Origin of the sequence: Salinisphaera shabanensis E1L3A, from assembly GCF_000215955.2 — a bacterium.
Classification (GTDB): domain Bacteria; phylum Pseudomonadota; class Gammaproteobacteria; order Nevskiales; family Salinisphaeraceae; genus Salinisphaera; species Salinisphaera shabanensis.
This window is the reverse complement of record NZ_AFNV02000019.1, coordinates 63,043-81,177: the sequence shown is the minus strand read 5'-3', so window position 1 is coordinate 81,177 and position 18,135 is coordinate 63,043. Positions and strand designations below refer to the sequence as shown.

Annotated in this window: 22 protein-coding genes; 11 read left to right on the top strand and 11 right to left on the bottom strand. The window is 60.4% G+C overall.

Features of this window, described 5'->3' with window-relative positions:
• Window positions 1-2: 2 nt before the first annotated feature.
• From SSPSH_RS12735 to SSPSH_RS12725, 3 genes are all read right to left on the bottom strand, one after another.
• The gene (locus SSPSH_RS12735) at window positions 3-689 is read right to left on the bottom strand and encodes a CsgG/HfaB family protein (protein ID WP_006912093.1); all 687 of its coding nucleotides are present in this window, start codon (window positions 687-689) and stop codon (window positions 3-5) included.
• Between the two features lie 280 nt (window positions 690-969).
• A complete protein-coding gene (gene rsgA / locus SSPSH_RS12730; RefSeq protein WP_006912094.1) occupies window positions 970-2,064 on the bottom strand; it encodes a ribosome small subunit-dependent GTPase A in 1,095 nt (364 codons plus the stop codon).
• 76 nt (window positions 2,065-2,140) lie between these two features.
• Window positions 2,141-2,695 carry a DUF2058 domain-containing protein gene (locus tag SSPSH_RS12725; RefSeq protein ID WP_006912095.1) on the bottom strand — a complete coding sequence of 185 codons (555 nt, stop codon included), beginning with the start codon at window positions 2,693-2,695 and terminating at the stop codon, window positions 2,141-2,143.
• 175 nt (window positions 2,696-2,870) lie between these two features.
• Here SSPSH_RS12725 and SSPSH_RS12720 point away from each other — a divergent pair, with 175 nt between their 5' ends.
• On the top strand, window positions 2,871-3,629 hold the full coding sequence (locus tag SSPSH_RS12720; RefSeq protein ID WP_006912096.1) for an MBL fold metallo-hydrolase: 759 nt from the start codon (window positions 2,871-2,873) through the stop codon (window positions 3,627-3,629).
• A 9-nt stretch (window positions 3,630-3,638) separates the two neighbouring features.
• Here SSPSH_RS12720 and SSPSH_RS19260 read toward each other — a convergent pair whose 3' ends face one another.
• Window positions 3,639-4,127 carry a GGDEF domain-containing protein gene (locus SSPSH_RS19260; RefSeq protein WP_202962176.1) on the bottom strand — a complete coding sequence of 163 codons (489 nt, stop codon included), beginning with the start codon at window positions 4,125-4,127 and terminating at the stop codon, window positions 3,639-3,641.
• Between the two features lie 10 nt (window positions 4,128-4,137).
• Window positions 4,138-5,082, bottom strand: a complete 945-nt coding sequence (locus SSPSH_RS12710) for a cache domain-containing protein (protein ID WP_040608150.1) — start codon at window positions 5,080-5,082, stop codon at window positions 4,138-4,140.
• A gap of 351 nt (window positions 5,083-5,433) precedes the next feature.
• Here SSPSH_RS12710 and SSPSH_RS12705 point away from each other — a divergent pair, with 351 nt between their 5' ends.
• Together SSPSH_RS12705 and SSPSH_RS12700 are read left to right on the top strand one after the other, a co-directional pair.
• On the top strand, window positions 5,434-5,670 hold the full coding sequence (locus tag SSPSH_RS12705) for a hypothetical protein (RefSeq protein WP_006912097.1): 237 nt from the start codon (window positions 5,434-5,436) through the stop codon (window positions 5,668-5,670).
• A gap of 241 nt (window positions 5,671-5,911) precedes the next feature.
• Window positions 5,912-6,343 (top strand): 3D domain-containing protein, encoded by a 432-nt coding sequence (locus SSPSH_RS12700; protein ID WP_021031766.1) that lies wholly within the window; start codon window positions 5,912-5,914, stop codon window positions 6,341-6,343.
• Between the two features lie 25 nt (window positions 6,344-6,368).
• On the opposite strand, the gene SSPSH_RS12695 is transcribed toward SSPSH_RS12700, so the two are convergent.
• Together SSPSH_RS12695 and SSPSH_RS12690 are read right to left on the bottom strand one after the other, a co-directional pair.
• Entirely contained in the window at window positions 6,369-7,130 is a 762-nt protein-coding gene (locus tag SSPSH_RS12695) for an ABC transporter permease (RefSeq protein WP_006912099.1), read from the bottom strand.
• The gene (locus tag SSPSH_RS12690) at window positions 7,127-8,077 is read right to left on the bottom strand and encodes an ABC transporter ATP-binding protein (protein ID WP_006912100.1); all 951 of its coding nucleotides are present in this window, start codon (window positions 8,075-8,077) and stop codon (window positions 7,127-7,129) included. The genes SSPSH_RS12695 and SSPSH_RS12690 overlap by 4 nt, the downstream gene beginning before the upstream one ends.
• 180 nt (window positions 8,078-8,257) lie before the next feature.
• Between SSPSH_RS12690 and SSPSH_RS12685 the strand changes: the two genes are divergently transcribed.
• From SSPSH_RS12685 to SSPSH_RS12675, 3 genes are all read left to right on the top strand, one after another.
• Window positions 8,258-8,629 (top strand): VOC family protein, encoded by a 372-nt coding sequence (locus SSPSH_RS12685; RefSeq protein ID WP_006912101.1) that lies wholly within the window; start codon window positions 8,258-8,260, stop codon window positions 8,627-8,629.
• 66 nt (window positions 8,630-8,695) lie between these two features.
• Complete coding sequence (locus tag SSPSH_RS12680) at window positions 8,696-9,226, top strand: cytochrome b (RefSeq protein WP_006912102.1); 531 nt, start codon at window positions 8,696-8,698, stop codon at window positions 9,224-9,226.
• Between the two features lie 233 nt (window positions 9,227-9,459).
• Complete coding sequence (locus SSPSH_RS12675) at window positions 9,460-9,645, top strand: CsbD family protein (RefSeq protein WP_006912103.1); 186 nt, start codon at window positions 9,460-9,462, stop codon at window positions 9,643-9,645.
• Between the two features lie 75 nt (window positions 9,646-9,720).
• Here SSPSH_RS12675 and SSPSH_RS12670 read toward each other — a convergent pair whose 3' ends face one another.
• The 3 genes from SSPSH_RS12670 to SSPSH_RS12660 all read right to left on the bottom strand — a co-directional run bounded on the left by SSPSH_RS12670 (window position 9,721) and on the right by SSPSH_RS12660 (window position 12,014).
• Entirely contained in the window at window positions 9,721-10,101 is a 381-nt protein-coding gene (locus SSPSH_RS12670) for a hypothetical protein (protein WP_006912105.1), read from the bottom strand.
• A 115-nt stretch (window positions 10,102-10,216) separates the two neighbouring features.
• Entirely contained in the window at window positions 10,217-11,386 is a 1,170-nt protein-coding gene (locus tag SSPSH_RS12665; RefSeq protein WP_021031765.1) for an MFS transporter, read from the bottom strand.
• 55 nt (window positions 11,387-11,441) lie between these two features.
• Window positions 11,442-12,014, bottom strand: a complete 573-nt coding sequence (locus SSPSH_RS12660; RefSeq protein WP_006912107.1) for a DUF421 domain-containing protein — start codon at window positions 12,012-12,014, stop codon at window positions 11,442-11,444.
• A 576-nt stretch (window positions 12,015-12,590) separates the two neighbouring features.
• Here SSPSH_RS12660 and SSPSH_RS12655 point away from each other — a divergent pair.
• The 5 genes from SSPSH_RS12655 (at window position 12,591) to SSPSH_RS12635 (ending at window position 16,824) form a co-directional block, all read left to right on the top strand.
• Window positions 12,591-13,112, top strand: coding sequence for a retropepsin-like aspartic protease family protein (locus SSPSH_RS12655; protein ID WP_021031764.1), 522 nt, complete (start codon window positions 12,591-12,593; stop codon window positions 13,110-13,112).
• Window positions 13,113-13,183: 71 nt separating this feature from the next.
• Window positions 13,184-13,453: a DksA/TraR family C4-type zinc finger protein gene (locus SSPSH_RS12650; protein WP_006912109.1), complete on the top strand. Its 270-nt coding sequence runs from the start codon at window positions 13,184-13,186 to the stop codon at window positions 13,451-13,453.
• A gap of 40 nt (window positions 13,454-13,493) precedes the next feature.
• Complete coding sequence (locus SSPSH_RS12645; RefSeq protein ID WP_152522813.1) at window positions 13,494-13,706, top strand: hypothetical protein; 213 nt, start codon at window positions 13,494-13,496, stop codon at window positions 13,704-13,706.
• 212 nt (window positions 13,707-13,918) lie between these two features.
• The gene (locus tag SSPSH_RS12640) at window positions 13,919-15,553 is read left to right on the top strand and encodes an acyl-CoA synthetase (RefSeq protein ID WP_006912111.1); all 1,635 of its coding nucleotides are present in this window, start codon (window positions 13,919-13,921) and stop codon (window positions 15,551-15,553) included.
• A gap of 107 nt (window positions 15,554-15,660) precedes the next feature.
• Window positions 15,661-16,824 carry an esterase/lipase family protein gene (locus SSPSH_RS12635; protein ID WP_006913686.1) on the top strand — a complete coding sequence of 388 codons (1,164 nt, stop codon included), beginning with the start codon at window positions 15,661-15,663 and terminating at the stop codon, window positions 16,822-16,824.
• 18 nt (window positions 16,825-16,842) lie between these two features.
• On the opposite strand, the gene SSPSH_RS12630 is transcribed toward SSPSH_RS12635, so the two are convergent.
• On the bottom strand, window positions 16,843-18,111 hold the full coding sequence (locus tag SSPSH_RS12630; protein WP_021031763.1) for a dicarboxylate/amino acid:cation symporter: 1,269 nt from the start codon (window positions 18,109-18,111) through the stop codon (window positions 16,843-16,845).
• Window positions 18,112-18,135: the final 24 nt, after the last annotated feature.

The following is an 18,135-nucleotide window of genomic DNA, read 5'->3' as shown; positions in this document are numbered from 1 at the left end:
GATCAGCGCACCGGTGACCAGGCGCCATTCTCCATGCCCTGGGTCAGTTTGTTCACGGCTTCGGTAATTGCGAAATTGAGCACCTTGCCGTTGAGCGTGGCGTCGTATCCCGCAGTGCCGCCGAAGCCGGCGACCTGACGGTTACTGAGCTCGTATTCGCCGGCGCCCTGTACGGAATAGATGATCTCGGAGGTCGCCACATCGACCACGTTGAGCGCGACTTTGGCGTAGGCGACCTGGGTCTTGCCAGCGCCGAGAATACCGAACAGCTGCATATCGCCGGTGGTGCGACGGCCGAACTCGGTCACGTCACCCGAGATGGCGACCTCGGCGCCTTTGAGCGACTGCTGCTGGCCGCTGATCCTGGCCTCTTGAGCGATCTGGGCCATGTTGTCGCGATCGACCACGGAAAAGCGGTTGGTCTGTTGCAGATGGGTCTTGAGAATGGTCTTGGCCTGGCTGCCCAGTCGATCGGTGCCGTCGCTGAACAGGCCTTGCCGGTAGGTCGAACGATTCTGGAAGTTGCCGACCACGAGCACATAACGCGGGCCGTTATAGGCCGTGCCGTAACTGGCGACGGTGTCAGGCTGAACGCTGCGGTGCGATTCGGTTGCACAGCCTGCGAGTAGAAACAGGCTCACGAAGAGCGCGACGAACACGCGCGCCGGCGCTGAAAGACGATCGACCATTCTGGTATGCCCCCAAGTCGAGAACGAAAGTGCGGGTATGCACGTCGTTCCGTATTTCCCCGATACGAGGCCGAAAAGCGCAACCGCGCTCGGCCATGTCCGCACTATAGAACGTATAGGGTAAGCCAAGGCAAGCCTTGGCCGTGGTTGTCACGTCGAGCCGGTCTTCGGCAAAAGACAAAACAAACGCTGCCAAGGCTTGAACGCTGCGATGGTTGCCGGTGCGCTGTGCCCGAATGGCCGGCTCGTGGGGGATAACGCGCGTTACCGAGCGCTTTGGTTAACGTGAACGTTTGCCGCGCTTGCCGGTGCGCGACGGTTTCTTCGACCCGCCGGCTGTGCGCGCTGTACGAATGGCGAGCTGATCTGCGGCTTGCGAGATTTCGCCGCTAAGCTTCTGATAATTGGCGAACCGGGCGGCAGCGAGCTGGCCGTTGTCGATCGCCGCCTGAATGGCACAGCCGGGCTCGCCGATATGGCGGCAATCACGAAAACGACACTGCGCTGCAAAAGCCTCGATATCGGCGAAGCCGTCTTCTACGAGATCTTCCTCGCCGGTCGGCTTGAGTTCACGCATGCCGGGGGTGTCGATCAGGCACGCACCGGCAGCCAGTGGTATGAGCGAGCGGTGGGTCGTGGTATGCCGCCCGCGGGAATCGCTGGCGCGTACCGCGCCGGTCTTCATGGTTTGCTCGCCGGTCAGCGAGTTGGTCAACGTCGATTTGCCGACCCCCGAACTGCCGACCAGGACCGCCGTTATGCCGGGCGAAAGCCATTGCTGGAGCGTATCGACGCTCGTCGAATCGGTTGCGTTGAGCGTACAGACAGCCACCCCCAACGGGTCCAGTTCGGCTTTTGCGCGCTCGACGGCGCCCGGTTCGCGAGCTTCGGCGATATCCGTTTTCGTGAGTACGATAACCGGACGCGCACCGCCGCGCACCAGCAGCAAATACCGCTCGATACGACGCGGGTTGAAGTCGCCGTCGAGACTGGACACGACGAAAACGATATCGATATTCGCCGCGATGATCTGCTGGCCGTAATGCTTGCCGGCACTGCTGCGTTTGATCGTACTGCGTCGAGGCAGCAGGGCGACGGCCTGGGCATGGGTTTCGTCGCCGCCGGTTACCAGCAGCCAATCGCCGACCGCCGGTCGCTGCTCTGAGGGCAGGCGCGGGCGTTGCCACTCGGGCACCGACTCGACCGGATAGCTGGAGTTCGTGTCTTCGGCAACGATATAACCGCTGCGGTGCTGTTCCACCACCCGTGCTGGCCGAGCCTGCGGATACTCGGCCCGCAGTTCGGCCCAAGCGCCGTCGGCTGCCGTGTTCTCATACGGCCAGCCGATCCGGCGCAGTCCCGCTATTGCAGACATCGTCACGGCCTATGGCACACGACAACTGGCCGCGATGCGATCGCCGGGTCGCAGCGCCAGAAATGGCGGCGCACGGTTACCACATCAGATCGTCGGGTACCTGATAGGCCGCATAGGGATCGTCCGGATCGGGGGTATCATCCGCCGGCGTAGCCAGCCAGATCCGGTTTGGAATAAGCGGTTGCAGGCGCTCGGCTACGGCTGCCGTGACCAGCGATGTCTTGCCCTGATAGCGCACGATCGCCATGCGACCATCGGCGAGCGCCTTGCGCTGTGTATCGCTGACCATCAGGCGTTTGATCTTGCCATTGGCATTGTAGTTGTAGGCGACGGCCTGGTCGTTGTCGCCTTCGGCCGCGACCCGATTGCGTTCGATGATCTGTACCGCCATTTGCTGGCGTTCCTGCGCTTCGCGCTGGGCCTTGCGTTGCTCGTTCAGACGGCGATCGTAATCACGTTTGCCGGCATCCTTGGCAGCGATCTCGCGCGCGAGCTGATCCTGCTCTTTCGCTTTCTTGGGATCGCGACGGGCGGCTTGCGCCTCGCGCGTTTTGTCACGGCGTGCTTTCTTGGCCTGTTTGGGTTTGGCCAGGCCGGCTTGCAGTAGTTGTTCCTGCAGGGATTTCGACATCGTGCGTCTCGATACGAGCATTCGTGGCTATGCGGTCATTCTAGCGAAGCTGAGCGCTGCTGCGCAGCCGTTTGCGAACAGCCGCACTGCGTGTTGTTTCGCACACGCAACGAAAGTTGCCGTTATCCCATGGTTTGGCGCTAGGCTGGTGTGACTATCAATCGCGAGAATCTCGATGATGAAATCGCTCATATCGATGCTGTTTGCCGTGTCGCTAGCGTTGGGCGCCACGACCGTGTGGGCGGCGCCCGAAAGCGAAAACGCGGTCGATACCGCCCAGGGAGACGTCACGCTCTATCCGGTTCAGCACGCCAGCTTCGTGCTGGAATGGAACGGACAGACGATTTATGTCGACCCCACGCAAGGCGCCGATGCGTATGCGGGACTGCCGACGGCCGATATCGTATTGCTCACCCACGGCCATGGCGATCATCTGGATCGAGAAACGCTCGACGGGCTTGATCTGCGCAAAGCGCTGGTGGTCATGCCACAAGCCGTGGCCGACGACATAGGCGAGACGTATGGTCATGCGCAGACCATCATGGACAACGGTGAAACCGTGCATACCGATGCGGGTGTGGGGATTCATGCGGTGCCCATGTACAACCTGCCGCCCAGTGATGACGCCTATCATCCGAGGGGCTGGGGCAATGGCTATGTTGTCACCCTAGCCGACAAGCGCATCTATATTTCTGGCGATACCGAAGGCATCGACGAAATGCGCGCGCTCGAGAATATCGATGTTGCCTTCGTGTGCATGAATCTGCCTTACACGATGGACGTGGAACAGGCGGCAGATGCAGTCGCCGACTTTTCGCCGGCCGTGGTCTATCCGTACCACTACCGCGGTCAGGACACCGAGAAATTCCGCGACCTGCTCGCGGACAAGAATGTTGCCACCGAGGTCAGGTTGCGCGACTGGTATGCACAGTAGGCAAGGGCCTCAGGCTTTGGAGACCTGATCGCGGCCGTCGCGCTTTGCGGTATACATCGCCAGGTCGGCACGGGCCACGAGTGCACGCAGATCCTCGCCCGGTTTATATTCCGCGGCGCCTACGCTGATGGTGCAGGCGATCGCGTGATCGGCGGGGCGAATCGTATGACATGCGACCGCGGCACGAATTGCGTCGGCCACGCGGATGGCGTTGGGCAGCGTGCAATCGCCGAGCAGGATCAAGAATTCGTCGCCGCCCCAACGACACAACGTATCGTTGTCGCGCAGGTGTGATCGGAAGATATCGGTGAGTGTATAAAGCACGAGATCGCCGGCGGCATGACCATGTCGGTCGTTGATCTGCTTGAAATGATCGATATCGATAGCCAGAAGCGACAACGGCGCATCATTGCGCAACGCGTTCTTTCGAACCTGCTCGAAAATGGCTTCGAATACACGGCGGGTGGTGCACCCGGTGAGCGCATCGGTGCCCGCCATTTGCTCCAGGTTACTCTGATAATTGCGGACCGCGACCCACCCGATCGCACCCACCAGTGCGGCGATTGCCAGCGCGACGCCAATATTGAGCAGCAATGCGCCCAATACACGCGCTTCCGCCGACGACTGCGCCTGCTGGACGATCAGATACCAGTTGAATTCCGGGATCAGCCGGCTGTTGACGTAGACACGTCGGCCCTCGCTGTTTTCGTAACTGACCGAAGCGCTGGGGGTGGCCAGAATGGTCGTCGCGATATGGCTCATGCCGGCGCGTTCTCGCAGGCTGTCGGGGCCTTCGAAATGGGGGGCCGCGAAGCGTGACCCGGCCTTCGCGGTCGGTGAGATAGATTTCGCGGGCATAGCGCGTCTGATAGTTGGCAATCAGATTGGCGACGGAGTCCACCGACAGGCCAATACCGGTGACACCGATAAGACGATCCTGATAGTCGGTTACCCGGTAGTTGACGAAGATCGTCAGCCGGCTGAGGTCAGCGGTGTCGGTATCGACATTGATTTCGTAGGGGGCATGTAGTTCCCGGGCACGGAAATACCAGGCGTCTTGTTCGTCGTCACGAGAAACTTGTTTGAGCACCCCGCTGGCGTGGTAGTAGTTGCGTGTTTCCTCGGACACGTAAAACGCGGTCGTCGTGTCGTACTTCTGCTGAATTTCCTTGAGGTAGCGCACCATTTTTTCGGGGTTCGCTTCGCCGTCGAGCGTCCAGTCGCGCAGCAACGTATCGTGTGCCATCAGCGAAGAGATAAGCACCGAACGCAGCAGATCCTGCTCGATTTCCGAATAGATATTGTCGCTGGTCAGCGGTAATGTCTCTTCGGCGATATGGTCGCTCACCGAATCCTGAGCGAGGAAATAGCTGATCACACTGCTCGTGATAAAACCGACTACAAGTACGCCCGCCAGCGCAATCGCCGAATACAGTTTCTTTTGGCCCAACATTTATCTTTTCGAAGTCGGTCGAATGGCCGCAGGCGGCCGATGAGTATCAGCTGCCGTATCGCCCCATAAGTCCCCGTGAACAGCTGAATCGCTTGGTTTGGCCTTGGGTAGCGCCATGCGAGTGAGGTGATCTGATTCGTGGCTGCTAACGTTGTTAAAACCTGCTGATTGGTTATACGACGCGAACAAAAATATTTGGATTGCCGGTCTTGTCGAGGCTCAAGCCTGCCTTCGTGCCGCTAAATCGTTGCGGTTTTGCTCGCAGGTCGCTCCAGCGCGCCGGCCGCCGATGACGTCGAGCCGTTGCTAAAAAGGCAGCTGCGAAAAAGCCTGGAAAACACCCAGTCGGCAATGCGTTCGCTCGGCCGCGAGTCGGGCGTCGAGTTCATGCGTGCCAAGGGCGTGCTGGATCCGGCACGGATCCGCGTCGAAAACGTCGAAATTCTCGAATCCGGGCAGTTGAGGCACGACCACTACGAACCGCGCCTGCGCTGCGAGATCGTTGCAGGCGATGAACAACGTAAGATCGAAACCGCGACCGTATGCGTTAACGAGGCAGCCAACGGCTGGCAATTATTGCCGGATTAGTCGTGAACGGGTTGGTCGGACGTGGCGGCGTTGATGCGCACCGTGGCTGTTTTTGCGTGCGCTCGGCATCCGCTGCCGTTTACTAAAAAAATGCCGCATGCATCGGTAGATAGACCGGGCGGCGGCATGGAATGTTGCAGGTAACGTCTGAGCAAATGCGGCTATCTCGATGAGAACGTGATATTAATTGGTTTCGAACTCATCGGCGTTTCGATTTCAATACGCCGGCATGGAGGACTCGATGACAGTTAGGCTTTCGCCTTCCCTACGCCGCCCCTGGCTTGCGGGCGTGGTACTTGCGATCGGCGTGATGGGCTGCACCAGCGGTGAGGCCGACAGTGCAGTGACTTGGGAAACGCTCGAAGTCACGGCAACTTCTTTCACCCTTGCCGAAGAAGAAACCAAGCGCGGTAATATCGGCCTCACCGCGTTCGGTGATCAACTCGAACCGGGCGACAAGGCCATCGCCGTATCCCGCGATCTCATTCGGCTTGGGCTCACGCACGGCACCAAGGTGCGTGTCGAAGGCCTGCCGGGCACCTATACCGTGCAGGACAAGATGCACAGGCGCTGGCGCAACAAGATCGATATTCTGTTCACCAAGCGCAAGCGCGCGCTCGAATGGGGCCGCAAGAAGATCGAGATTCAGTATCAAGTCGCTGACGCGGGCTGAATACACGGCTTCCAGCGGGCCGGTTTTACGATTTCAGTCGATAGCCGCTCTTGAATATCCAGGCCACGATGAGCAGGCAGATGGCAAGAAACACGCCGATCATGCCCAGGCTGACGAACACGTTGACGTCGGCGACGTCGTAAAAGCTCCAGCGAAAGCCGGATACGAGATAGACGACCGGGTTGAGCAGGGTGATTGTCTGCCAGATCGGCGGCAGCATATCGATCGAATAGAAGGTGCCGCCCAGAAACGTCAGTGGTGTAACGATCAATAGCGGCACGATCTGCAGTTTTTCGAAATTGTCGGCCCAGATGCCGATAATGAAGCCGAACAGGCTGAAGGTGATCGCGGTCAGCGCCAGAAACAGCAGCATCATGAACGGGTGCGCGATGCGGATATCCACGAAGAAGAACGACGTGCCAAGGATGATCAGCCCGAGCGCGGCCGACTTTGTCGCGGCGGCGCCGACGTAGCTGATCACGATTTCTACATAGGAAATGGGCGCCGATAGCAGTTCGTAGACTGTGCCGATGAACTTCGGGAAGTAAATCGCAAACGAGGCGTTGGAAATGCTCTGGGTCATCAACGAAAGCATGATCAGCCCCGGCACGATGAACGCACCGTAGCTCACGCCCTGGATTTCGGTGATCCGCGAGCCGATGGCCGAGCCGAACACCACGAAATAGAGCGAGGTCGAGATCACTGGCGACACCACGCTCTGAAATAGCGTGCGCCAGGTGCGCGCCATTTCGAATTTGTAGATGGCAGCAATGGCGTGGATATTCATGCGTCGTTCCTTGTGCTCTCGCTCGTCGGCGCTTTCACCAGATCCACGAAGATCTCTTCCAGCGAACTCTGCTTGGTGTCGACATCGCGCAGCCGCAGCCCGGCGCTGTCGAGATCACGGAACAGCGAATTGATACCGGTACGCTTGTCATTGGCGTTGTAGGTATAGACCAGCGCGTAGCCGTCGTCGCCGATTTCGAGCGTATGTGCGGCGAGCGCATCGGGGATTTGTTCGACCGCGTCTTCGAGCTGCAGGGTGAGGCGTTTTTCGCCCAGCTTGGCCATCAACTCGTGCTTTTGTTCGACGAGTACGATTTCGCCGGCGTTGACCACGCCGATGCGATCGGCCATCTGTTCGGCTTCTTCCAGATAGTGGGTGGTCAGGATGATGGTCACTCCATGTTCGCGCAGCGAACGGACCACTTCCCACATGCTGCGCCGCAGTTCCACGTCGACACCGGCGGTGGGTTCATCGAGAAACAGGATCTTGGGTTCGTGCGACAACGCCTTGGCGATCATCACGCGGCGCTTCATGCCGCCGGAGAGCGTCATGAGCATGTTGTTGCGCTTGTCCCAAAGCGAGAGATCCTTGAGTACTTTTTCGATATGTGCCGGGTTCTTGGGCTTGCCGAACAGCCCGCGCGAAAAACTCACCGTGGCCCAGACCGTCTCGAAGGCGTCGGTGGTGAGTTCCTGGGGCACCAGACCGATCAGCGACCGCGCCGCGCGGTAATCCGAAATGATGTTGTGACCCGCCGCTTCCACCGTGCCTGCGCTGGCGTTGACGATGCCGCATACCACATTGATGAGCGTCGTCTTGCCGGCGCCGTTGGGGCCGAGCAGGGCGAAGATATCGCCATCCGGGATATCCAGATCGATGCCTTTTAGTGCACGAAAGCCCGAGTCGTAGCGCTTTTCGAGATTGCGAATCGATATGATCGAAGCCAACGTGTCGTCCTTATCGTGGGTGGCCGCGCGTCGGGTACGCAACGCGCCGCGTCGAGGCCAAGCGCGTAGGTTACGGCGCTATGCGCACAAGGCAAATCGCCCCGACACTGTGGCGCGTCTTTTGCGCACCAACCTCGTGTACGCTCGGTTACAGCGTTTGGGTTGCAATCGGAGAAATGAATGATCGGCTATGTGACCATCGGCGTGAGCGATATGACGCGCGCCAAGGCTTTTTATTCGAGCTTGCTCACGGATTTCGATGCGCGTGTACTGGTGGATATGGGGCGCATCTGTTTCATCGGCAAGAAAATGAGCGAGCCGATGCTTGCCGTGTGTATTCCCTATGACGAACAGCCGCACGACCCGGGCAACGGCAACATGGTGGCGCTCCACCCCGGGTCCAAGGAAGCGGTCGATACGACTTACCACAAGGCGATTGAACTCGGCGCGACCTGTGACGGTGAGCCCGGCCAGCGTATCCCCGATCAGTTCTATGGCGCCTATGTACGTGATCCGGATGGCAATAAGATCGCCTTCTACCATTTCGGCTGAATGGCCGCGTAGGAACGCCTGGCGTTGTTGGCGTCGGCGTCCGATGCGCCGTCGCGAGGATGAAACATGATGTCGTCATCGTCGAACCCGACATTCCATCCGCTTGCCAAGACGTTCCACTGGCTTGTCGCGGTATTGGTGTTTGCCGTATGGCCGCTCGGCAAGGTGATCTCGTTCGTACGCGACGACGCCAAGACGGGCTTCTATCTGTGGCATGAATCGCTGGGCTTTCTGGTGCTCTGGTTCATGCTGGCACGGTTGTGTGTGCGCTTTCTTACCCATACGCCGGGGCACGCGCAGGTGCCGCGTATGCAAGCCTGGCTCGCCGATACAGTGCATTGGGCGCTTTACCTGGCCTTGATTGCCATGCCGATCAGCGGTTTTCTTGCCACCAATGCCCACGGCTTCGCGCTGAAATGGTTCGGCGTGCTGCCGGTGTGGAGTCCGATCGGCGAATCGCCGGATATCGCGCCCATACTTTCGGCGATTCACTACTGGCTGAGCTGGACGATACTGGCGCTGGTGGCGCTGCATATCACGGGCGTATTGTTTCATCGCGTCGTTCTTCGCGATGCCACGCTCGATCGCATGACCTGAACAACGCGTTCGCCAGGCTGAATGGTTTGGTTCTCGTATCCGTAGTTAACCGGATACTGCCGGCAGTGAAACGGCCCCAAAGTAATTGAACACGCACAAAATAGTGTGTGGAGCGGCAGCACTGCCGCCGTATGCATCCGCGGCCCGCGTGTCCGACTAGGCGCAGATGTATCCGAGAATCCAACCTGCCGTTACGGTTTTAAAAACCAACCGGCGTATCACGGAGTATTTCCATGGTTGATGATGATCGCAAGAAAGGCAAAGCTGACCGAGTCAAAGGCGCTGTCAAGGAAGGCGTTGGCAAGGTAACCGGCGACGAGCAGAAAGAAGCCGAAGGCAAAGCCCAGCGTAAAACGGGCAAGGTTCAGGACAAGGTAGGCCAGGCCAAGGACAAGGTCCGCGACAAGCTCAAGGACTAGCCAAGAGCTTAGCTCTAAACAAAGCGCGCCGGGTTTTACCCGGCGCGCTTTTTTGTGCGCACGAGAGGCGCTGGACTAGTTCGAGCTGCCCTCGAACGCCTTCCGGCGCTGCTCGATCTTGTCGCTGAGCGGACGCGAGTCGGATTCGAACTGGCTGCGGCGCGTATCCAGACCACTGCCGCTTACGCCCGGGCTGTTGGTAACGCCGTTCGAATAACGCGTGGTCGTACCATTCGAGGTGCCGAGGTTCGTGCGCGTGTCACCACTGTCGATAACCGACATGTTGCCGGACCCCGATGTACCGTTCTCACTGCCGCCAATAGCGCGCTCACTGCCGCTGATGGCGCGTTCGCTACTGCCTACGGCGCGCTCGGTGCCGCTAATCGCGCGCTCGGCGAATGCACTGCCGGCAAAACCGAGCAATACGCAGGTAATAGCAAGAATACGAAAATTCATAGCGAGCTCCAGGCCCGCGATTGGGCCAGTGTGAAAGTCCAGCGGCAGCGCTTCGATGCGGCGCGCCGACCGCCGGAGGCGATGCGCCGATTATGGCGCGGCGGCTGGACGTACGCTACCGGCGCTCAATCATTCGCGCATGGGTGATCGCGATCATCCATATCGCAAGCCCGCCGAGCGCCAGCAGGCAGCCTACGGCGCCGGTCGAGCGCAGGCCGAAGCCCGCAGCCAGCGCCAACCCGGCAACCCACGGGCCCAGGGCGTTGGCCATATTGAAGGCCACATGATTGAGCGCGGCTGCCAGGTTCTGTGCATCACCTGCCACATCCATCAAACGCGTCTGCAGTACGGGCCCCAGGGCACCGCCGATTCCGATACAGAACACGTCGAGCGTAATCAGCCAGGCATTGCCGGCTACCAGCGGGAAACAGGCCAGCGCGATCGCGCTCCAGACCAGCAGCGCGCCGGCGGTCGGCATTAAGGCACGGTCGGCAAAACGCGGCAGCACGGCGTTGCCGAACGTCATGCCGAGCCCGAAGATGCACAACACGACCGGTATCCATTGCTCGGACAAGCCGGTGACCTGCTCCAGCGTCGACGTGACATAGGTATATACGGCGAACATGCCGCCAAAGCCGACGGCGCCGATAGCCAGCGTCAGCCATACCGAGACCCGCGTGAGTGCACCCAGCTCACGTACAGCGCTGGCATCGCTGGCCGCCCGGTCGCGCGGCGCATAGATCGCAATCAGCACAACCGCCGAGAGTGCAATGGCCGTAATGACCCAGTAACCGGCACGCCAGCCGGCTGCGTGGCCGAGCCATGTCGCCAGCGGTACACCGACAACGGTGGCGGTCGTTAACCCCAGCATTACGTAGCCGACGGCCTGCGTGCGCTTTGCCGGATCGACCACGGACGCGGCTACCAGCGATGCCAGGCCGAAATAGGCACCGTGTGGTATGCCGGCCAGAAAACGGCACAGCATCAGCGAGCCGTAGCTCGGGGCGACAGCGCTCAGGGCGTTGCCGAGCGCGAATAGCGACATCAGGATCAGCAGCAACGGTTTGCGGGCCACGCGTGCCGCCAGCACGGTGATAACGGGAGCCCCGAAAACCACGCCCAGCGCATAGGCGCTGATGATATGGCTGGCGGTTGTCGGATCGATCGACAGCCCGTCCTCGATGAACGGCAACAGGCTCATTGTGGCGAATTCGGTCGTGCCGATCGCGAATGAGCCCGTCGCGAGTGCGATCAGAACGGGCAGGGCAGAGATATTGCGGGGCATGGAGATCCAGAAGCGACCGGGCAACGCCAGTACATCGTTTCGTAACGCTGCGCTTTCAAGAGCGGGAAGAAGAGGAATCATTGGCCGAAGTCAGCCTTCCGAGGCGTTCGGCGTCGCGGACCTGGCTCAGCAACCAGGGGTCGAGACGTTCGCCGCGTGCAAGCACGGAACAGTCGCCGGTGGTCTCGAAAACCACGGCGAGCACTTGCTCGCGATCGGTCACGCCGGCCAGACGCAGTTTCGAGCGTAGATCGTCTTCGGTCACGCGCGCTTTCTTGAGATTGTCGTAAAGAATCTCGCGTCCGGCCATCAACAACAACGGCTCGTTGTCGACCAGCCGTTGAATGGCCGTACTGGCCTGGCGAGCTCGGGATACGGCGTATTGCAAGCCATAAAGCACAGCCAGACCGAACGCAGCGCTGGCCAGTGGCGGGTTCTTCGAAAGCAGCGTCGATGCAATGATCGATCCGAATGCAACGGTGGTCGCGAAATCGAAGCTCGACATCTTGGAAAAACTGCGCAGGCCGGCCAGTCGAGTCAGCGCCAGGAGAGAAATATAGATACCAATGCCGGAAATCAGCACCATGAAAAGCGTGGTGCCGCTGGTGTTTAGCCATTGCCAATTCATGGTGGCGTCCTTATGCAGTCAGGAGAAAATAAAGGACCGTAACAAGGCAGAGTTTCAGCGTCGGTTAGCCTGAATTCGGTGCCATCGATCGCGCCGTCGCGACCATCATGCATGAGCCTGTATATCGGCGTGCGGGCGCGGGCCGTCCACGCGGCTAGGTGGTCAATTGGTTTAAGCGATCAATGAAGCCACCTATGGGCCGTGGACCAGACCGGCGACACGACTTTTGCACACCGGCGCTGGACGAAGCTGTGGACAACCGGTGCGTTAGTGCTTGGATCGCAGGCCGGGCAAGGCTTCGCATTAATATGGTTAAAAATTGACCGATGCGTGCAGGCTTTTGAACAGGCCCGACCAAGCTTTGAATGTCGAGCGCTCAGGTCGAAAGCCTGGTATGTATTCTCGCGGCTCGAATGGACGGGCAGTGTGCCCTGAGCCGTTGTTGTCGCAGTTACGTATGCATGCGCTGAAGAAACCGGTCGGGGCCACCTGTCTGCGACGCCGGAACGATATGTCCGCAAACGGCCGGCCATTACCCGCCAGGCTATAGAGGTCGGCTATCCTGCGGTCTCATTCATGAAATCGATTGCGATGTCCGACGCACTACGCCCACTGCGTCCCGTGGTGGCCACTTTCGTACTGTTGGGCGTGCTCTGGTGGGGCTTCGACCAGCTCCTTGACAGGCGCGCGCATCCGAACCGCGACATAACGGCCGGCGCGCAGGCGCCAGAGCGGCTGGTTCTTGAAGCGGCGCCGGGCGGCCACTACGTGGTGCCGGGCGAAATCAACGGCGAAGCTGTGCGGTTTCTTATCGATACGGGCGCGAGCCATGTCGCCGTGCCGGGCGCGATGGCGCAACGCCTGGGATTGTCGCGCGGCGCGCCCCTGGTGGTCGAGACCGCGGCCGGGCGCGTCAGGGCGCACGCCACGCGTCTGGGCGTGGTTCGGATCGGTGGTTTGACCCAGTACGATGTGCGCGCTTCGATCAACCCGTCAATGAGCGCAGATTTTGTGCTGCTGGGCATGACGTTTCTGCGCCACGTCGATATCAGCCAGCGTGACGGGCGGCTGATTTTGGAGCCCGGTAGCGGCCGCTGAGTATGCGCGCGTATTGAAACCGCGTCGTGCATGGGTAATGCTGATCATCTTGCACAATCGAGGAGCACAATATGGCGACCGGTTGGGCGCGTGAAGGCGCCGTACAGGAACAAATCGACAGCACCGTGGCCGAAGGTGTGGAGCTCGCTCGATCGCGGCTCGGGCAGGCGGGCGAAAGCCTCGAATATTGTGCCGAATGCGGCGACGAGATACCGCAGCGCCGCCGCGAAGCGATCCCTGGTGTACAGCTTTGTGTGGCCTGCCAGGAAGCGGTCGATGAGGATCACCGCAACAATACGGCTATCAACCGACGCGGTAGCAAGGACAGCCAGCTGCGCTAGCGCGATGCGTGGGCGCACGCGCTTCATTCAGACGATCGATATGGCCATGATGCGTTTCATCTGCGAAATCGGCGACGACGAGCACCTTGTCGATGCCGACACTTTCGAGGCGGCCGCCGAGGCTGCCGTACGTGCGCACGCCGAGTCCCGCGGTGAGACGGCGGGTCGCTATACCGTGAAGGTATCCGAAGCCAACGAGGCCGACTTCCCCTTGGTGAGTGGCGAAGACTACACGGTCACGCTACCGGTCTGATTGCCGCGGTCGGTGAAGGCAACGCTCGCCCGGACGATTGAAGACAGGCGCGAAATCAGCGAATGGCCTTTTCGCTGCGCGCTCAGCGGCCGCGGCTCGAAGCAACGCCTGGCTCATTGCGGGCCAGGGATTTTCGTTTGACCGATGGAGATTGCCCACGAATGGTGTTATGGCACCATGCGTTCGAGTCTTGTTTGCGAAGAGAAACATCCATGGGCGAGTCCAACCCGTTCGAGAGCCTGCCGCAGAACGCGGCCAATTATGCTGCGCTGTCGCCGATCAGTTTTCTGGCCTGGTCGGGCGAGGTGTATCCCGAGCGCACCGCGCTGATTCACGGTGAGCTGCGCCAGAGCTGGGGCGAAACCTACAGGCGCTGCCGGCAGCTGGCGAGCGCGCTCGACAAGCGCGGCATTGGCGCTGGTGACACGGTTGCGATCATGGCGCCGAATATTCCGGCGACTTACGAGATGCACTTCGCGCCAGCCATGGTTGGCGCCGTGCTCAACGCGCTCAACGTGCGTCTGGACGCGGCCACGCTCGCTTTCATGCTCGAGTTCGGTGAAGCGAAGATGGTGTTCGTCGATCGCGCATTCGCGCCGGTGATGGCCGAGGCGATCGGGCAGATGGACAACCCGCCCACGGTCGTGGATATCGACGACCCGGTCTATGACGGTAATGAATCACCCATCGGCGAGATCGAATACGAAGCCTTTGTTGCCGAAGGCGATGCCGATTTCCAGTGGCAGCTGCCCGAAGACGAGTGGAACGCCATCTCGTTGAACTTCACGTCCGGCACCACCGGCAACCCGAAGGGCGTGGTCTATCACCACCGCGGCGCTTACCTGAACGCCATGACCAATGCCATGGCCTGGGACATGCCCACACACACGGTGTATCTGTGGACCTTGCCGATGTTCCACTGCAACGGCTGGTGTTTCCCCTGGACGCTCGCCGCCAAGGCCGGCACCAACGTCTGCCTGCGCCAGGTCGCGGCCGATCCGATCATCGAGGCGATGACCGAGCACGGTGTGACCCACTACTGTGGTGCGCCGATCGTGCATTCCATGCTGGTCAACGCCGATGAACAGAAACTGGCTGGTATCGAGCAGACGGTATACGGGCTGGTTGCCGGTGCGGCACCGCCGGCCGCGATGATCGAAGGCATGGAGCGTATCGGCTTCAAGCTCACCCATGTTTATGGTCTGACCGAAACTTATGGTCCGGCCGCGCTTTGTGCCAAACACGAATCCTGGGAAGACGTCAGCCTCGACGAGCGGGTGCGTTTGAACGGCCGCCAGGGCGTGCGTTACCCGACCCAGGCCGCGCTTACCGTGGTCGATCAGGATACGGGCGAGATCGTGCCGCACGACGGCGAGACGATGGGCGAACTGGTATTCGCCGGCAATATCGTCATGAAAGGCTATCTGAAGAACCCCGACGCCACCGACGAGGCGTTTGCCGAGGGCTGGTATCACACCGGTGATCTCGGCTATATCGAGCCGGACGGCTATATCAAGATTGCCGACCGGGCCAAGGACGTGATCATCTCCGGCGGCGAGAATATTTCGTCACTCGAAGTCGAAAGCGTGCTCTCCCGTCATCCGGCGGTGGCTGCATCGGCGGTGGTTGCCAAACCGGACGAAAAATGGGGCGAAACGCCTTGTGCCTTTATCGAGCTGCGGCCCGGCGAAGAAGCGACCGAGGCAGACATCATCGCCTATTGTCGCGAGCACATGGCGAAGTTCAAATGTCCCAAGACCGTAGTATTTGGCCCGCTGCCGACGACATCCACCGGCAAGGTGCAGAAGTATGAGCTGCGCTCGCAGGCGGACGACCTGGACGACTAGCCGATCGACCATGGCCATGCCGTGATCGGTTCGTGACCGGCTAAGGTTTTCGTGCGATCTTATTGTGCTCAATAGAACCTGCGTATAAACGCAAGCGGGAAGAGTCGATGCGTATGAAAACCATGCTGGTCGGCATGCTGGTTGCCGGTGCGGTGCTGTTAACGGGATGCAACGACGAGGACGGCAATGTCGATCTCGCAGGGGCGAGCCAGGGCGGCGATACGCAAACGGGCGACGATAGCCAGAATTCGGGCAGCGGCGATGCCGCCGACGGATCGAACGATAACGACGACGGGTTCGCCGGCCCGGCACTGCAGACCGATGCGGCCGAACTCGACCGATCGCTGAACTGCACCGCCTTCGAACACCCTGACAAAGCGCCGGTATTACTCGTCCACGGTACGACCGTGACTGGCACCGAACAGTACACCACCTTTTATACGCCACAGCTTGTCGAGCGTGGCTTCGATGTCTGCATCGTCACCTATCCCGATCGCGGCCTGGGCGACATGCAGGTGTCGGCCGAATACGTCGTTCACGCGCTGCGTACGATATATGCCGAAACCGCTCGTAAGGTGGCCATGATCGGCCACAGCCAGGGTGGGCTGATGCCGCGCTGGGCGATCAAGTTCTGGCCGTCGGCGCGCGAAGCGCTGGCCGACTTCGTCATGATTGCCGGGCCCAATCATGGCACAACGGTCGCGCTGCCGGCAGCGCTGGGTGAAAGCCTGACTCAGTTTCTCGGGCTCGATCAGCTGCCGGTGGGCGTCGCACCGGCGGTGACCTACCAGTTCGCACGCAGTTCGAACTTTGTCGCCGCGTTGAATGCCGGTGACGAAACACCGGGCGATATCGACTATACGGCGTTGTACACGCTCTACGACGAACTGGTACGTCCCGTCGCGCCGCAGCCTACGGCGGCGCTCGATTATGAACAGGGCAATCCGAAAGTTGCCAATATTCTGTTGCAGGACGTCTGCCCGGGCCACGTCTCCGAGCATTTCGTAATCGGTACGGCTGATAGCCTCGCCTTCGCGCTGGCGCTCGACGCGATCAGCAACGAGGGTCCAGCGGATGTGCAACGTGCCGGTGGTGCCTCCGGACTGTGTGGTTTGCTACCGGTCGATCTCGAAGAAATCGCGATGCCGAGCAACGCGGTGGGCTTGCTCGAGATCGTGGCCAGTACGCTTGGCGAGCCGCAGCTCGGCCCGAATCTCGCCGCAGCCGAGCCACCGCTAAGGGCGTATGCACAGGGCGAGCTCGCACAATAGCGAGCCCGCCCGGTACGACTAGCGTTCGATACGCTGGTTGTAGATGTTTTCGTCGAGCTCGCCTTCGCTCTTGGCCACGAGAATCGTGACCATCAGATCGCCGGCCACGTTCACGCTGGTACGTGCCATATCCAGAATCCGGTCGATGCCCGCGACCACGCCGACCGCTTCCAGTGGCAGGCCGACCTGGGTGAGTACGATCGACAGCATCACCAGCCCCGCGCCGGGCACGCCGGCGGTGCCGATCGAGGCCAGCGTGCCGGTAAGAATGATCATGCCGTAGTCCGCCCACGACAGATCGATACCCACGAACTGGGCAACGAACAGGGCCACCACGCCCTGGTAGAGAGCAGTGCCGTCCATGTTGATGGTCGCGCCCACCGGTAGCACGAAACCGGCCACGCCGCGCGATACGCCGAAGTTGTCCTGGGCGCAGCGTAGCGATACCGGCAGGGTGCCCGAGGACGAAGCCGATGAGTAGGCCACGACCAGGGCATCGATACTGCCGCGAAAATAACGAACCGGATTGAGGCGGCCAAGCAGGGCGATCAGCCCGGTATACACCACGAGCACGTGTACCACGCAGGCCAGATACGCCACGCCGATTACCTTGGCCAGCGGGATGAGCACATCCAAGCCGTACTGGCCCGCGACATTGGCGATCAGCCCGAACACGCCGAACGGCGCGAAGGCCATCACGATTTCGGTAAGCTTGTACATCGCCTCGGCAAAGCTTTCGAAGATGCGCGTGAGCGGCGCGCCGCGTTCGCCGATCAGCGTGAGCGAAATCGCCAGGCCGATCGCAAAGACGATGATTTGCAGGATATTACCTTCGGCCAGCGCATCGATCGGATTCTGTGGTACCAGGCCCACCAGAATGTCGACCATCGAAGGGGCTTCTTTTGCATCCACCGACGACTCGAACGGCAGATCGACTCCCACACCGGGCTGAAAGATCGTCGAGGCCAGCAGGCCTATCGCGATCGCGAACGCGGTCGTGAAAAGATAGAGCGCGATGGTACGCAGGCCGATTCGGCCCATCTTCTGCGGGTCGCCCATGCCGGTAATACCGACGACCAGGGTCGAAAACACCAGCGGCACGATCAGCATCTTGATGGCGCTGATGAAGATATCGCCCAGTGGCTTGAGCAGGCTCGCGTTATCGCCGAGCAGCGCACCGGCGATCGCGCCCAGCACCAAGCCCGCCAGAATCTGGGCCCAGAGCGGGATCCCCGGAATGAAAGTCATCGGCCGGGCGTTGTCTTTGTCTTGCGTGGAGTCATTCATTTTTTATCTCCCCCTGATTTTCAT

What these genes read in the sequence shown, in the direction of transcription:
- SSPSH_RS12720 (WP_006912096.1), top strand. Translation starts at nt 2,871, where the DNA reads ATGATGAAATCGCTCATATCGATGCTGTTTGCCGTGTCGCTAGCGTTG.
- SSPSH_RS12680 (WP_006912102.1), top strand. Translation starts at nt 8,696, where the DNA reads ATGATGTCGTCATCGTCGAACCCGACATTCCATCCGCTTGCCAAGACG.
- rsgA (WP_006912094.1), bottom strand. Translation starts at nt 2,064, where the DNA reads ATGTCTGCAATAGCGGGACTGCGCCGGATCGGCTGGCCGTATGAGAAC.
- SSPSH_RS12675 (WP_006912103.1), top strand. Translation starts at nt 9,460, where the DNA reads ATGGTTGATGATGATCGCAAGAAAGGCAAAGCTGACCGAGTCAAAGGC.
- SSPSH_RS12665 (WP_021031765.1), bottom strand. Translation starts at nt 11,386, where the DNA reads ATGCCCCGCAATATCTCTGCCCTGCCCGTTCTGATCGCACTCGCGACG.
- SSPSH_RS12635 (WP_006913686.1), top strand. Translation starts at nt 15,661, where the DNA reads ATGCGTATGAAAACCATGCTGGTCGGCATGCTGGTTGCCGGTGCGGTG.
- SSPSH_RS12630 (WP_021031763.1), bottom strand. Translation starts at nt 18,111, where the DNA reads ATGAATGACTCCACGCAAGACAAAGACAACGCCCGGCCGATGACTTTC.
- SSPSH_RS12655 (WP_021031764.1), top strand. Translation starts at nt 12,591, where the DNA reads ATGAAATCGATTGCGATGTCCGACGCACTACGCCCACTGCGTCCCGTG.
- SSPSH_RS12705 (WP_006912097.1), top strand. Translation starts at nt 5,434, where the DNA reads ATGCGTTCGCTCGGCCGCGAGTCGGGCGTCGAGTTCATGCGTGCCAAG.
- SSPSH_RS12670 (WP_006912105.1), bottom strand. Translation starts at nt 10,101, where the DNA reads ATGAATTTTCGTATTCTTGCTATTACCTGCGTATTGCTCGGTTTTGCC.
- SSPSH_RS12640 (WP_006912111.1), top strand. Translation starts at nt 13,919, where the DNA reads ATGGGCGAGTCCAACCCGTTCGAGAGCCTGCCGCAGAACGCGGCCAAT.
- SSPSH_RS12645 (WP_152522813.1), top strand. Translation starts at nt 13,494, where the DNA reads ATGGCCATGATGCGTTTCATCTGCGAAATCGGCGACGACGAGCACCTT.
- SSPSH_RS12650 (WP_006912109.1), top strand. Translation starts at nt 13,184, where the DNA reads ATGGCGACCGGTTGGGCGCGTGAAGGCGCCGTACAGGAACAAATCGAC.
- SSPSH_RS12735 (WP_006912093.1), bottom strand. Translation starts at nt 689, where the DNA reads ATGGTCGATCGTCTTTCAGCGCCGGCGCGCGTGTTCGTCGCGCTCTTC.
- SSPSH_RS12695 (WP_006912099.1), bottom strand. Translation starts at nt 7,130, where the DNA reads ATGAATATCCACGCCATTGCTGCCATCTACAAATTCGAAATGGCGCGC.
- SSPSH_RS12700 (WP_021031766.1), top strand. Translation starts at nt 5,912, where the DNA reads ATGACAGTTAGGCTTTCGCCTTCCCTACGCCGCCCCTGGCTTGCGGGC.
- SSPSH_RS12685 (WP_006912101.1), top strand. Translation starts at nt 8,258, where the DNA reads ATGATCGGCTATGTGACCATCGGCGTGAGCGATATGACGCGCGCCAAG.
- SSPSH_RS12725 (WP_006912095.1), bottom strand. Translation starts at nt 2,695, where the DNA reads ATGTCGAAATCCCTGCAGGAACAACTACTGCAAGCCGGCCTGGCCAAA.
- SSPSH_RS12660 (WP_006912107.1), bottom strand. Translation starts at nt 12,014, where the DNA reads ATGAATTGGCAATGGCTAAACACCAGCGGCACCACGCTTTTCATGGTG.
- SSPSH_RS19260 (WP_202962176.1), bottom strand. Translation starts at nt 4,127, where the DNA reads ATGGCGGGCACCGATGCGCTCACCGGGTGCACCACCCGCCGTGTATTC.
- SSPSH_RS12710 (WP_040608150.1), bottom strand. Translation starts at nt 5,082, where the DNA reads ATGTTGGGCCAAAAGAAACTGTATTCGGCGATTGCGCTGGCGGGCGTA.